This window comes from Pseudomonas sp. Eqa60 (assembly GCF_018326405.1).
Classification (GTDB): Bacteria; Pseudomonadota; Gammaproteobacteria; order Pseudomonadales; family Pseudomonadaceae; genus Aquipseudomonas; species Aquipseudomonas protegens.
In genome coordinates this window covers 6,815,871-6,828,793 of the sequence record NZ_AP024342.1, presented here as the reverse complement: position 1 = coordinate 6,828,793, position 12,923 = coordinate 6,815,871, and the positions used below count along the sequence as shown (strand labels likewise).

Genomic DNA, 12,923 nt, shown 5'->3' with positions numbered 1-12,923 from the left:
TGGTGCGTGTCCGGGAGGACGTGATGAATCTGGAAAGCAAATGGCTCGAGGACTTCAGTGCCCTGGCCGCCACCCGCAGCTTTTCCCAGGCTGCCGAGCGACGTTTCGTGACCCAGCCGGCCTTCAGCCGGCGGATCCGCAGCCTGGAAGCGGCCCTGGGCCTGACCCTGGTCAACCGCTCGCGTACGCCGGTGGAGCTGACGGCAGCGGGGCAGTTGTTCCTGGTGACCGCGCGCACCGTGGTCGAACAGCTCGGCGAGGTGGTGCGTCACCTGCACCACCTGGAAGGCGGGCAGGGCGAGGTGATGCAGGTGGCGGCGGCCCACTCCCTGGCGCTGGGTTTCTTCCCGCGCTGGATCGCCCAACTGCGCAACGAAGGGCTGAACATCGCCACGCGGCTGGTGGCCACCAACGTCGGTGATGCGGTGCACGCCCTGCGCGAAGGCGGTTGCGACCTGATGCTGGCCTTCTATGACCCGGACGCAGCCTTGCAGATGGACTCGGAAATCTTCCCCTCGCTGCACCTGGGGCACACCGAGATGCTCCCGGTGTGCGCCGCCGATGCCCAGGGCAAGCCGCTGTTCGACCTGGAAGGCGAGGCCAGCGTGCCGTTGCTGGCGTACAGCGCCGGGGCTTTCCTCGGGCGTTCGGTGAACCTGCTGCTGCGCCAGCGCAACCTGCGTTTCACCACCGTCTATGAAACCGCCATGGCCGACAGCCTCAAGAGCATGGCCCTGGAAGGCCTGGGCATTGCCTGGGTGCCGCAACTGAGCGTGCGCGCCGAGCTGGCCCGGGGCGAGCTGGTGGTGTGCGGCGGGGCGCAATGGCATGTGCCGCTGGAGATTCGCCTGTACCGCTGCGCCCTGGTGCGCAAGGCCAACGTACGCTTGCTGTGGCGCAAGCTGGAAGGCGCTGCCGCGCAAGCTGCGGCCACGTAGGAGCCGGCTTGCCGGCGAAAGCGTCGGCCGGGAGGGCGGTGATCGCAGGGCTGGCCTCTTCGCTGGCAAGCCAGCTCCTACGGGAGATAGGCGCAGGTTTTTTTGTAGGAGCCGGCTTGCCGGCGAAAGCGTCGGCCGGGAGGGTGGTGATTGTAGGGTGGGCCTCTTCGCTGGCAAGCCAGCTCCTACGGGAGATAGGCGCAGGTTTTTTTGTAGGAGCCGGCTTGCCGGCGAAGGCGTCGGCCGGGAGGGTGGTGATTGCAGGGTGGGCCTCTTCGCTGGCAAGCCAGCGCCTGCGAGGGGGGGCTGGATTGACCTGGGAGTCAATAAAACCGGGGTTTTGCGCCGGAAATACTTTGTTTTGCAGATGGTCGGCGAAAGTGCGTTTAACGCGCCTTTTTCGGTATACTGCGCGGCCTTCGGCCGGTTCGCCTGGCCATAATTCGTACAATTTAAGCCACGCATTTCGCGTGGCTTGTTGTTTTTGACGCGCCTGCGGGCGCCCAGAGAGAAGAGGCACGACGATGAGTGCACTGGTTGGCGTGATCATGGGCTCCAAGTCCGATTGGTCCACCCTTAGCCACACCGCCGATATGCTGGAAAAGCTCGGCATCCCTTACGAGGTGAAGGTGGTTTCCGCACACCGCACCCCGGACCTGCTGTTCCAGTACGCCGATGAGGCTGAGGCGCGAGGCATCGAGGTGATCATCGCCGGTGCCGGCGGCGCGGCGCACCTGCCGGGCATGTGCGCGGCCAAGACCCACCTGCCGGTGCTGGGCGTGCCGGTGCAGTCGTCGATGCTCTCGGGCGTGGATTCGCTGCTGTCCATCGTGCAGATGCCGGCCGGCATCCCCGTGGCCACCCTGGCCATCGGCAAGGCGGGCGCGATCAACGCGGCGCTGCTCTCGGCGAGCATCCTGGGCGCCAAGCACCCGCAGTTCCACGCGGTGCTGAAAAAATTCCGTGCTGAACAGACAGACAGCGTTCTGGACAATCCAGACCCGCGCGTCGCCTGAGGTTGTTGACGATGAAGATCGGTGTAATCGGTGGCGGCCAGCTGGGCCGCATGTTGGCCCTGGCGGGGACTCCGCTGGGAATGAACTTCGCTTTCCTCGACCCGGCGCCGGATGCCTGTGCCGCCCCTCTGGGCGAACATCTGCGGGCCGACTACGGCGACCAGGACCACCTGCGCCAGCTGGCCGATGAAGTGGACCTGGTGACCTTCGAATTCGAGAGCGTACCGGCGGAAACCGTGGCCTTCCTCTCGCAGTTCGTGCCGGTCTACCCGAGCGCCGAAGCCCTGCGCATCGCCCGCGATCGCTGGTTCGAGAAGAGTATGTTCAAGGACCTGGGGATTCCTACTCCGGAGTTCGCCGACATCCAGTCCCAGGCGGATCTCGACGCCGCCGTGGCGCGCATCGGCCTGCCGGCCGTGCTCAAGACCCGCACCCTGGGTTACGACGGCAAGGGCCAGAAGGTCCTGCGCAGTGCCGCCGACGTCGAAGGCACCTTCGCCGAACTGGGCAGCGTGCCTTGCCTGCTGGAAGGCTTCGTGCCCTTCACCGGTGAAGTCTCGCTGATCGCCGTGCGCGCCCGTGACGGTGAAACCCGTTTCTACCCGCTGGTGCACAACACCCACGACAGCGGCATCCTGCGCCTGTCGGTGGCCAGCAGTGACCACCCGTTGCAGGCCCTGGCCGAGGACTACTCCAGCCGCGTGCTCAAGCAGTTGGATTACGTCGGCGTAATGGCTTTCGAGTTCTTCGAAGTGGACGGCGGCCTCAAGGCCAACGAGATTGCTCCGCGGGTGCACAACTCCGGGCACTGGACCACCGAAGGCGCCGAGTGCAGCCAGTTCGAAAACCACCTGCGGGCGGTGGCCGGCCTGCCCCTGGGCTCCACGGCCAAGGTCGGTGAGAGCGCCATGATCAACTTCATCGGCGAAGTGCCGCCGGTGGACAAGGTCATCGCTATCGACGACTGCCACCTGCATCACTACGGCAAGGCCTTCAAGGTCGGGCGCAAGGTCGGCCACGCCAACCTGCGCTGCACCGATCAGGCGACCCTGCAAGCGCAGATCCTCAAGGTGCAAGCGCTGATCGCCGAGTAACAAATCCTCCGGCTGGCGGGAACCTTCGTTTCCCGCCGTTCTCTGATAGCAGGATGCCAAAGTGCTGGCTAGGCTTTGGCTTGAACCCCCCTTACAGAGGAACAGCCATGGGCATTATTGGAACCATTTTCATCGGCTTGATCGTTGGTCTGCTGGCGCGCTTCCTCAAACCGGGAGACGACAGCATGGGCTGGATCATGACCATCCTGCTGGGTATCGGCGGTTCGCTGGCGGCCACTTATGGCGGCCAGGCGCTGGGTATCTACCAGGCTGGCCAGGGCGCCGGTTTCATCGGTGCGCTGGTGGGCGCGATCGTCCTGCTGGTGATCTACGGCTTCGTCAAGAAGAGCTGAACCACGCTACAAGCCCCCTCTGCCGTCCGCGCGGAGGGGAGCCTTTTTCTTCATCTGAAACTTCAACGCATCTGACGGTCTGGGCACTAGAATGCCCGGGTTTTCCCGTCCTTCCCTTTTGACCGAGCCACCCTCACATGCGCCGTCTTCTATTGACCTTTGTTCTGCTGGGCTGCGGCCTGGCCCAGGCTGGCGAACTGCCGGAAACCGATTGGCTGGAGCTGATGCCCAAGTCGGACCAGAAGGCCCTGGAGCAGATGCCGGAAATCGACCACAACTCCCCGGAAGCCAATGGCACCTTCACCGAAAAGGGCGGCCTGAAGCAGAGCAAGGGGTTGCCGGCGGTGATGTATTCCACCAAGACCGTGCCGGCCATGAATGACAAGCAGATCCGCATCGGCGGTTATCCGGTGCCGCTGGAAGCCGATGCCAAGGGGCGCAGCACGCTGTTCTTCCTGGTGCCGTACCCGGGCGCCTGCATCCACGTGCCGCCACCGCCGCCCAACCAGCTGGTGCTGGTGCGTTTTCCCAAGGGCTTGAAGCTGGACGACATCTACACGCCGCTGTGGGTGACCGGCACCCTGAAGATCGAGAAAGTCAGCAACGACCTGGCCGATGCCGCCTACGCCCTGGATGCGGCGAAGGTGCGGGTGGTCAAGGAATCGGATCTCTGAAGCCGCAGCTCTGAATGTGCTTCTGAACGGTACTTCCAAACGGCTCTGTTGAACTAGACCGCTGAAGGTATTTCTGAACGGTAGGAGCCGGCTTGCCGGCGAAAGCGGCCGCAAGAACGCTGACGGTCCTGAGGGCCTCTTCGCTGGCAAGCCAGCTCCTACGGGGCAGGTGGGGTCAGAGCGGGGTGCCGCTGATGCTGACGCTCAGGGTGTGGCGGGCGCCGGGGGCCAGGGTGATGATGTCGTCCATCACGTTGGCGGTCTCGATGCACAGCATGCGCTGCCAGCCGTCGTCGGCCATGTCGCTGAATTGGGCGGCGCGGTCGATCCAGGGGTTCCAGATCACCGCGGTGCGCGAGCCTTCGCTGCGCAGGCGGATCCGCCGTTGCCAGTCCGGGTCGACGATCTCCAGCTGCGTCGGGGCGTTCAGGTAGATGCGGTCGGTCTCGCCGGTAAAGTGCAGGCTGCCGCTCTGGACCTTGGTCTTCCAGTCTTCCAGGGTCTCGATGTAGCTCAGCCCGTCCACGCCTTCGACCTGCACCTGGCGCACATCGCTGACCGCGAAGTAGCTGTGCAGCGCCTGGCTGATGCTCACGCTTTCAGTGCCCAGGTTGTGGCTGCTGAGGCTGATGTGCAGTTGCTGGTCGAGGCGGATGCTCAGGCGTGGTTCCACTTGATGGGGCCAGCCGGGAAAACCACCCGCGGGGCAGGGCAGGTGCAGCTCAACCAGCAGGCTGTCGCCCTGGCTTTCGATGCCCAGCAGTTCCCAGTCGGTGGCCCGCACCAGGCCGTGGGCCGGCGCCGGGTCAGTGCCTTGGCGCATGGCCTGCACCGCCTGCGGGTTGCGGGCAAAGTTGCCGAACCAGGGCCAGCACACCGGCACCCCGGCGCGGATGCTCTTGCCGCGCTTGAACACGGCCTCGTCGTTGAGCCAGATCAGCGGCTGTTGCCCGGCCACTTGATAACTGAGGATGTGCGCGCCCTGCTGGGCCACCAGCAGTTCGGCGTCACCGTGGCGGATGCGCCAGCAGTTCAGTTCATCCAGTTTTACCGTTTCGACCTGGGGCGTAGGCATGCTGCTGTTCTCGTTCGCAAGGTGTGGGCTGCTATGGACCGCAGAACGGTCATCAGGTTTAGCGCGCGCGCGGCGGAACCGAGCGGGTGCGGCCACTGCCATCGATGGCGACGAATACGAACACCGCCTCGGTGACCTTGCGCCATTCGCTGGACAGCGGGTCGTCGCTCCACACTTCCACCATCATCTGGATCGAGCTGCGGCCGATCTCCAGGGTCTGGGTGTAGAAGGACAGCTGCGCGCCCACCGCCACCGGCACCAGGAACGCCATGCGGTCGATGGCCACCGTGGCCACCCGGCCGCCGGCCACGCGGCTGGCCATGGCGGTGCCCGCCAGGTCCATCTGCGCGACCAGCCAGCCGCCGAAAATATCGCCAAAGCCGTTGGTTTCACGGGGCAGTGCGGTGATTTGCAAGGCCAGGTCGCCTTGCGGGATTGGATCTTCTTGTTCGAGTTCTATCATGCCGGGGGGCCTCTGACCCGTGACGCTTCATGGGTACTTCAGGTGAATAGCCGTCTTCAGGAAAAACGATTCAGCCCGAACATACTACGTTCGTCACGTTCTTTCTAAGGCGTGCTAAAGGGAAACTCTGCGAAATCGACTGGCGCTGGCCAGGGCCAGGGGCGCGCAGCAGCGTTTTCGCACAGCAACCCTTGCCAGAAGCGGCTTTGCGCTTCGAGGTCTGCGAGTATATCGGTCGATAGACTCCGCGACGACCCGTCCAGTTCGCAAATTTGTGAGTCATTTGTGCGCCGCTGTGTACGCATTCGAACAATTTGCTATCGTGCCGAACCTGCCAGGCCCCAACCAGCGCTGTTGCGGCTTCCAGAACCGACTAATAAGAGAAGCCCTTGCCATGACCACTGTGCCCTCGAGCGCCGCGCAGCCTGCGCAACCCGCCCGTCCGCTGACCCGTAGTGACTACAAGACATTGTCCCTGTCTGCCCTGGGCGGGGCGCTGGAGTTCTACGACTTCATCATCTTCGTGTTCTTTGCCACCGTGGTCGGCAAGCTGTTCTTCCCGGCGGACATGCCCGAGTGGCTGCGCCTGATGCAGACCTTCGGGATCTTCGCGGCCGGTTACCTGGCGCGGCCCCTGGGCGGGATCGTCATGGCTCACTTTGGCGACCTGCTGGGGCGCAAGAAGATGTTCACCCTGAGCATCTTCATGATGGCGGTGCCCACCCTGATCATGGGCCTGTTGCCGACCTACGCGCAGATCGGCATGTGGGCGCCGATCCTGCTGTTGCTGATGCGGGTGATCCAGGGGGCGGCCATCGGTGGTGAGGTGCCCGGGGCCTGGGTGTTCGTTTCCGAACACGTGCCCCAGCGGCATATCGGCTATGCCTGCGGCACCCTGACCTCGGGTCTGACTGCCGGGATTCTCCTGGGGTCGCTGGTGGCCACTGCGATCAACAGCATCTATACCCCGGTGGAAGTGGCGGATTACGCCTGGCGGATCCCGTTCCTGCTGGGTGGGGTGTTCGGCCTGTTCTCGGTGTACCTGCGCCGCCTGCTCCACGAAACCCCGGTGTTCGCCGAACTGCAACTGCGCAAGGCCCTGGCCGAGGAACTGCCGCTGCGCACGGTGCTGCGTGATCACCGCGGGGCGATCGTGATTTCCATGCTGCTGACCTGGCTGCTGTCCGCCGGGATCATCGTGGTGATCCTGATGACCCCCACCGTGCTGCAGACCGTCTATAAATTCCCGGCCATCACCGCCCTGGAAGCCAACAGCCTGGCCATTATCTTCCTGAGCCTGGGCTGCGTGGCCTCGGGTGCCCTGGCGGACCGATTCGGTGCGGGCAAGGTATTCGTGTTCGGCAGCGCCTTGTTGCTGGTCACTTCCTGGACCTTTTATCACGGCCTGCTGGACAACCCGCAGTGGCTGTTTCCGCTGTATGCCCTGACCGGCCTGTTCGTCGGCACCATCGGTGCGGTGCCTTATGTGATGGTCAAGGCGTTCCCGGCAGTGGTGCGCTTCAGCGGCCTGTCGTTTTCCTACAACCTGGCGTACGCGATCTTCGGTGGCCTGACGCCGATGGTGGTGACCTGGCTGCTCAAGGAAAGCCCCATGGGCCCGGCCTATTATGTTGCAATTATTTGCGGCATCGGCCTGCTGGTGGGGTTGTACCTGTGGGCCAAGGGCCGCTGACCACCACCCTGTAGCCGCTGCGCAGGCCCTGCTGATGAGCTGAAGGGCGCCGCGACCCTGCGGGTCGATCGCAGCCTGTGGCAGCGGCTACAGAGGTTTTTATCGCCGAACAAAGAAAGGCCAGCTTCCGTTCAGGAATGCTGGCCTTTCATCTAATTGTCATATTCCGGACATAGAGTGTTCACACGGCCTACAGATACTTGGCCCCGACTTAACACACCCTATCTGCTAGGAGTAAGGCATGAAACTGAAGCGTTTGATGGCGGCAATGACCTTTGTCGCCGCTGGCGTTGCGACTGCCCACGCGGTTGCCGCTGTTGACCCTGCTATCCCGAGCTACACCAAGACCACTGGTGTGTCGGGCAACCTGTCCAGCGTCGGTTCCGATACCTTGGCGAACCTGATGACCCTGTGGGCCGAGAACTACAAAAAGGAATACCCGAACGTCAACATTCAGATTCAGGCCGCCGGCTCCGCCACCGCGCCACCCGCGCTGACCGAAGGCACCTCCAACCTGGGCCCGATGAGCCGCAAGATGAAGGACACCGAACTGGCGGCCTTCGAGCAGAAGTACGGCTACAAGCCAACCGCTATCCCGGTGGCCGTGGACGCCCTGGCGGTGTTCGTGCACAAGGACAACCCGATCCAGCACCTGACCATGGAACAGGTCGACGCGATCTTCTCCTCGACTCGTCTGTGCGGCGCCAAGGAAGAAGTGAAGACCTGGGGCGACCTGGGCGTGAAGGGCGACCTGGCCAACAAGCCGGTTCAGCTGTTCGGTCGCAACTCGGTATCCGGCACCTACGGCTACTTCAAGGAAGAAGCCCTGTGCAAAGGCGACTACAAGCCTAACGTCAACGAACAGCCTGGTTCGGCGTCGGTGGTGCAATCCATCAGCTCCTCGCTGAACGGCATCGGCTACTCGGGCATCGGCTACAAGACCGCCAGCGTGAAGACCGTGGCCCTGGCCAAGAAAGGCAGCACCGACTTCATCGAAGACACCGAAGAAAACGCCCTGAACGGCAAGTACCCGCTGTCGCGCTTCCTCTACGTCTACGTCAACAAGGCCCCGAACAAGCCTCTGGCCCCGCTGGAAGCCGAGTTCGTGAAACTGGTCCTGTCCAAACAAGGCCAGGAAGTGGTCGTCAAAGACGGCTACATCCCACTGCCAGCCAAGGTGGCCGCCAAGGCACTGGCTGACCTGGGCCTGAAAGAAGGCGCATAAGCCGCCTCCGAAGGTCCGGGCTCCCCGGACCCTCTCGTTTTCGTAGGAGCTGGCCGGGCGGCGTTCCGCTTGCCAGGGAAAGCGCCTGAAATGGCGACCCAGGCTCAAGGCTGGTTCGTCGGCCTGCCGGCTCCTGCAACCTCATTTTCTGTCCGCTGCCGGCCCTGCCATGCGGCGGATTTGTTGCGTCACTGCATTGTCATCTTTCTGTCATACAGGATCGCTAGGGTGTGCGCATGAATGATCTGGCCAACTCCACCATGACTACGACTTCTCCCCCCAAGCGCATTGACTTCAATACGCCTGAACTGCAACGCAAGCGTCGCATCCGCGCGCTCAAAGACCGCCTGACCCGCTGGTACGTCCTTGTCGGCGGCCTCGCGGTACTGGGTGCTATCACCCTGATCTTCTTCTTCCTCGCCTATGTCGTCGCGCCGCTGTTCCAGGGTGCCGAACTGACCGCCAAGGACCCTCTGACTCCCGCCTGGATGCAGGACGCCGGCAAGCCGCTGATGTTCTCCCTGGAAGAGCAGAACCAGGTTGGCATGCGTGTCTCCGACAAGGGCCAGGCGCTGTTCTTCGACATCGACAGTGGCGCCGAGCTGCGCAAGGTCGACCTGCCGATCCCGGCGGGCGCCAGCGTCACCTCCATCGGCAAGGACCAGCCCGGCAACCCGCTGGTGGTGGTCGGCCTGTCCAACGGCCAGGCCCTGGTGTTCCGTCATACCTACAAGGTCAGCTACCCGGACGGCAAGAAGACTATCTCGCCGGCCATCGAGTACCCCTACGGCGAAACCCCCATCACCCTGAACGAGCAGGGCGGTGCGCTGGAGCACGTCAACCTCAATGCCACCGATTCGTCGCTGATCGTTGCCGGTTCTACCGCTTCGCAGTTGCAAGTGCTGAAGCTGACCCGCGAAGAAAACATGATGACCGGCGAGGTCACCAGCGAGCAGAGCCGCATCGAGCTGCCGCAGATGACCGAGCCGGTCAAGGCCATGTACATCGACCCGCGCCAGCAGTGGCTGTACGTGATCAACGGGCGCGCCCAGGCCGACGTCTTCAGCCTGCGGGACAAGAGCCTCAACGGTCGCTACAAACTGCTGGAAGACGCCGATACCGAAGTCACCGCCAGCACCCAGCTGGTGGGCGGCATCTCGCTGATCATCGGGACCTCCAAGGGCGGCCTGGCCCAGTGGTTCATGGCCCGCGACCCGGACGGCGAGCTGCGCCTGAAGCAGATCCGCACCTTCCAGATGGGCTCTGCGCCCATTGTTGAAATCACCGCCGAAGAGCGTCGCAAGGGCTTCGTGGCCCTAGACGCCGCCGGCAAGCTCGGGGTGTTCCACAGCACCGCCCACCGCACCCTGCTGGTGGACCAGGTGGTAGACGGCCAGGGCCTGTTCGGCCTGTCGCCACGGGCCAACCGGGTAATCGTCGAGGCCGGCGACAAGCTGCAGCCCCTGGTGCTCGACAACCCGCACCCGGAAGTGTCCTGGAGTGCGCTGTGGAGCAAGGTCTGGTACGAGAACTACGACGAGCCTAAATACGTCTGGCAATCCACCGCGGCCAACACCGATTTCGAACCCAAGCTGAGCCTCTCGCCCCTGACCTTCGGCACCCTGAAGGCGGCGTTCTACGCCATGCTGCTGGCGGCGCCATTGGCGGTGGCGGCGGCGATCTACACCGCCTACTTCATGGCCCCGGGCATGCGCCGCAAGGTCAAGCCGGTGATCGAGCTGATGGAGGCGATGCCGACGGTGATCCTCGGTTTCTTCGCCGGCCTGTTCCTCGCGCCCTATGTCGAAGGCCACTTGCCGGGCATCTTCAGCCTGCTGCTCCTGCTGCCGATCGGCATCCTGGTGGCCGGTTTCGCCTGGAGTCGTTTGCCCGAGTCGCTGCGCCTGAAAGTGCCGGACGGCTGGGAGAGCGCGATCCTGATCCCGGTGATCATCTTCGTCGGCTTCCTCTCGCTGTACATGAGCCCGTTCATGGAAAACTGGTTCTTCGGTGGTGACATGCGCATGTGGATCTCCCACGACCTGGGGATCACCTACGACCAGCGCAACGCCTTGGTAGTGGGCCTGGCCATGGGCTTTGCGGTGATCCCGAATATCTACTCGATCGCCGAAGACGCCGTGTTCAGCGTGCCGCGGGGCCTGACCCTGGGCTCCCTGGCCCTGGGCGCCACGCCGTGGCAGACCATGACGCGGGTGGTGATCCTCACCGCCAGCCCGGGGATCTTCTCGGCGCTGATGATCGGCATGGGCCGCGCCGTGGGCGAGACCATGATCGTGCTGATGGCCACCGGCAACACCCCGGTCATGGAAATGAACCTGTTCGAAGGCCTGCGCACCCTGGCCGCCAACGTCGCGGTGGAAATGCCCGAATCGGAAGTCGGCGGCAGCCACTACCGCGTGCTGTTCCTCTCGGCGCTGGTGCTGCTGCTGTTCACCTTCGTCATGAACACCCTCGCCGAGCTGATCCGTCAGCGTCTGCGCAAGAAATACTCGTCGCTTTAAGAAAGGTAGAAGTCTGTGAAACAGAACTCCCTAAAAGACTGGTTCAAGAGCGGCGCCCCCGGCGTCTGGATCAGCGGTGGCGCGGTGTCCATCGCGGTCATCATGACCATCGGCCTGCTGGCGGTGATCGCCGTGCGTGGCCTCGGCCACTTCTGGCCAGCCGACCTGGTGCACGCCAACTACGACGTTCCGGGCCAGGCCAACCACCTGGTTATCGGTGAAGTGGTGCAGAAGGAAGAAGTGCCCCGGGCGCGTCTGAAGAGTGCCGGCCTGCCGGTGCCCGACCAGGGCCCGGAGTTCATGACCCGCGAGCTGATCAAGGTCGGCAACCGTGACCTGAACGGCAACGACTTCACCTGGATCGTCGGCGAGTGGCTGACCAACCAGAGCTACCCCAAAGAGCTGATGGCCATCGAGCGCCGTGAGTGGGGCAACTTCTACGGCTACCTGGTCAACGTCAAGGAAAGCGGCAAGGTGATCGCCGAAGGCGAAGCCGCCTGGCCCGAGCTGCAAGCGCGGATCGACCGGGTGAACAAGCTGGCCGCCCAGCTCAAGACCCTGGAGAAATCCGACATCGGCGCCATCAACGCCGGCCTGGAACGCATCCGCCTGCACGGCCGCAAGCTGGAGCTGGACGGCAAGCTGGATGCCGCGGCCCAGGCCGACATGGATGCCGAGCGCGCCGAACTCAATGCCCGCTACCAGGACATCGAGGCGCGCCTGAGCGACCTGCACGCCCAGTTCAACCGCGACAGCCTGACCGCCCGTGATGCCAACGGCAAGGAAGTGGAGATCGGCCTGGGCAAGGTGGTACACGCCTACCAGCCGAACGCCATGGGCACTTTTACCAAGATCGGTTTCTACTTCAGCAAGGTCTGGGAGTTCCTCAGCGATGACCCGCGCGAAGCCAACACCGAGGGCGGTATTTTCCCGGCCATTTTCGGCACCGTGATGATGACCCTGATCATGGCCATGATCGTCACCCCGTTCGGCGTGCTGGCAGCGGTCTACCTGCGTGAATATGCCAAGCAGAACACCCTGACCCGGGTGATCCGCATTGCGGTGAACAACCTGGCGGGGGTTCCGGCCATCGTCTACGGTGTGTTCGGCCTGGGCTTCTTCGTCTACGTGCTGGGCGGCTCCGTGGACCGTCTGTTCTTCCCCGAAGCGCTGCCGGCGCCGACCTTCGGCACCCCGGGCCTGCTCTGGGCTTCCCTGACCCTGGCGCTGCTGGCGGTGCCGGTGGTGATCGTGGCCACCGAAGAAGGCCTGGCGCGGATTCCCCGCACCGTGCGCGAAGGTTCCCTGGCGCTGGGTGCGACCAAGGCCGAGACCCTGTGGAAGATCGTTCTGCCCATGGCCAGCCCGGCGATGATGACCGGGATGATCCTCGCGGTCGCCCGCGCTGCCGGTGAAGTGGCGCCGCTGATGCTGGTGGGTGTGGTGAAGCTGGCGCCGTCGCTGCCGCTGGACGGCAACTACCCGTACCTGCACCTGGACCAGAAGATCATGCACCTGGGCTTCCACATCTACGACGTCGGCTTCCAGAGCCCCAACGTCGAGGCGGCGCGGCCGCTGGTGTACGCCACCGCGCTGCTGCTGGTGCTGGTGATCGCCACCCTGAACCTGTCGGCGGTGTGGATCCGTAACCACCTGCGTGAAAAATACAAGGCACTGGACAGCTGATCGGCTGGCTTGTGTGGACGCTGGCTTGCGTAGGAGCTGGCTTGCCAGCGAAGGCGCCCACAAGGGCGACGCAGGGCTTCAAGGCCTCTTCGCCGGCAAGCCGGCTCCTACGGAACAGAATGATGTCGCCGCTGGCCTGATGCCTGCGGTTCACGACAAACGAATTGGTAGCACAGGGAGCATC

11 protein-coding genes are annotated in these 12,923 nt (G+C 63.8%); 9 read left to right on the top strand and 2 right to left on the bottom strand.

Going from position 1 to position 12,923, the window contains the following annotated elements:
* Window positions 1-23 precede the first annotated feature (23 nt).
* The 5 genes from KI242_RS31085 (at window position 24) to KI242_RS31065 (ending at window position 4,075) form a co-directional block, all read left to right on the top strand.
* On the top strand, window positions 24-938 hold the full coding sequence (locus tag KI242_RS31085; protein WP_011064292.1) for a LysR substrate-binding domain-containing protein: 915 nt from the start codon (window positions 24-26) through the stop codon (window positions 936-938).
* Between the two features lie 524 nt (window positions 939-1,462).
* Window positions 1,463-1,954, top strand: a complete 492-nt coding sequence (purE, locus tag KI242_RS31080) for a 5-(carboxyamino)imidazole ribonucleotide mutase (RefSeq protein WP_011064291.1) — start codon at window positions 1,463-1,465, stop codon at window positions 1,952-1,954.
* 11 nt (window positions 1,955-1,965) lie between these two features.
* Window positions 1,966-3,048, top strand: a complete 1,083-nt coding sequence (locus tag KI242_RS31075; protein ID WP_169892387.1) for a 5-(carboxyamino)imidazole ribonucleotide synthase — start codon at window positions 1,966-1,968, stop codon at window positions 3,046-3,048.
* A 107-nt stretch (window positions 3,049-3,155) separates the two neighbouring features.
* A complete protein-coding gene (locus KI242_RS31070) occupies window positions 3,156-3,401 on the top strand; it encodes a GlsB/YeaQ/YmgE family stress response membrane protein (protein ID WP_011064289.1) in 246 nt (81 codons plus the stop codon).
* A 137-nt stretch (window positions 3,402-3,538) separates the two neighbouring features.
* The gene (locus tag KI242_RS31065) at window positions 3,539-4,075 is read left to right on the top strand and encodes a DUF3299 domain-containing protein (RefSeq protein WP_011064288.1); all 537 of its coding nucleotides are present in this window, start codon (window positions 3,539-3,541) and stop codon (window positions 4,073-4,075) included.
* 175 nt (window positions 4,076-4,250) lie between these two features.
* Here KI242_RS31065 and KI242_RS31060 read toward each other — a convergent pair whose 3' ends face one another.
* Both KI242_RS31060 and KI242_RS31055 read right to left on the bottom strand, forming a co-directional pair.
* A complete protein-coding gene (locus tag KI242_RS31060; protein WP_194237629.1) occupies window positions 4,251-5,150 on the bottom strand; it encodes a D-hexose-6-phosphate mutarotase in 900 nt (299 codons plus the stop codon).
* Window positions 5,151-5,208: 58 nt separating this feature from the next.
* Window positions 5,209-5,613: an acyl-CoA thioesterase gene (locus KI242_RS31055; protein ID WP_003229628.1), complete on the bottom strand. Its 405-nt coding sequence runs from the start codon at window positions 5,611-5,613 to the stop codon at window positions 5,209-5,211.
* A gap of 403 nt (window positions 5,614-6,016) precedes the next feature.
* On the opposite strand from KI242_RS31055, the gene KI242_RS31050 reads away from it, so the two are divergent.
* The 4 genes from KI242_RS31050 (at window position 6,017) to pstA (ending at window position 12,739) form a co-directional block, all read left to right on the top strand.
* Window positions 6,017-7,306, top strand: coding sequence for an MFS transporter (locus KI242_RS31050; protein ID WP_169892549.1), 1,290 nt, complete (start codon window positions 6,017-6,019; stop codon window positions 7,304-7,306).
* Between the two features lie 241 nt (window positions 7,307-7,547).
* Window positions 7,548-8,531 carry a phosphate ABC transporter substrate-binding protein PstS gene (locus KI242_RS31045; protein ID WP_011064285.1) on the top strand — a complete coding sequence of 328 codons (984 nt, stop codon included), beginning with the start codon at window positions 7,548-7,550 and terminating at the stop codon, window positions 8,529-8,531.
* A gap of 488 nt (window positions 8,532-9,019) precedes the next feature.
* Window positions 9,020-11,053, top strand: coding sequence for an ABC transporter permease subunit (locus KI242_RS31040; protein WP_212806405.1), 2,034 nt, complete (start codon window positions 9,020-9,022; stop codon window positions 11,051-11,053).
* A gap of 15 nt (window positions 11,054-11,068) precedes the next feature.
* The gene (gene pstA / locus KI242_RS31035; protein WP_011064283.1) at window positions 11,069-12,739 is read left to right on the top strand and encodes a phosphate ABC transporter permease PstA; all 1,671 of its coding nucleotides are present in this window, start codon (window positions 11,069-11,071) and stop codon (window positions 12,737-12,739) included.
* Window positions 12,740-12,923 lie beyond the last annotated feature (184 nt).

Coding starts and splice junctions, on each gene's coding strand:
- KI242_RS31060 (WP_194237629.1), bottom strand. CDS start 5,150: ATGCCTACGCCCCAGGTCGAAACGGTAAAACTGGATGAACTGAACTGC.
- purE (WP_011064291.1), top strand. CDS start 1,463: ATGAGTGCACTGGTTGGCGTGATCATGGGCTCCAAGTCCGATTGGTCC.
- KI242_RS31065 (WP_011064288.1), top strand. CDS start 3,539: ATGCGCCGTCTTCTATTGACCTTTGTTCTGCTGGGCTGCGGCCTGGCC.
- KI242_RS31070 (WP_011064289.1), top strand. CDS start 3,156: ATGGGCATTATTGGAACCATTTTCATCGGCTTGATCGTTGGTCTGCTG.
- KI242_RS31055 (WP_003229628.1), bottom strand. CDS start 5,613: ATGATAGAACTCGAACAAGAAGATCCAATCCCGCAAGGCGACCTGGCC.
- KI242_RS31075 (WP_169892387.1), top strand. CDS start 1,966: ATGAAGATCGGTGTAATCGGTGGCGGCCAGCTGGGCCGCATGTTGGCC.
- KI242_RS31040 (WP_212806405.1), top strand. CDS start 9,020: ATGCAGGACGCCGGCAAGCCGCTGATGTTCTCCCTGGAAGAGCAGAAC.
- KI242_RS31085 (WP_011064292.1), top strand. CDS start 24: ATGAATCTGGAAAGCAAATGGCTCGAGGACTTCAGTGCCCTGGCCGCC.
- KI242_RS31045 (WP_011064285.1), top strand. CDS start 7,548: ATGAAACTGAAGCGTTTGATGGCGGCAATGACCTTTGTCGCCGCTGGC.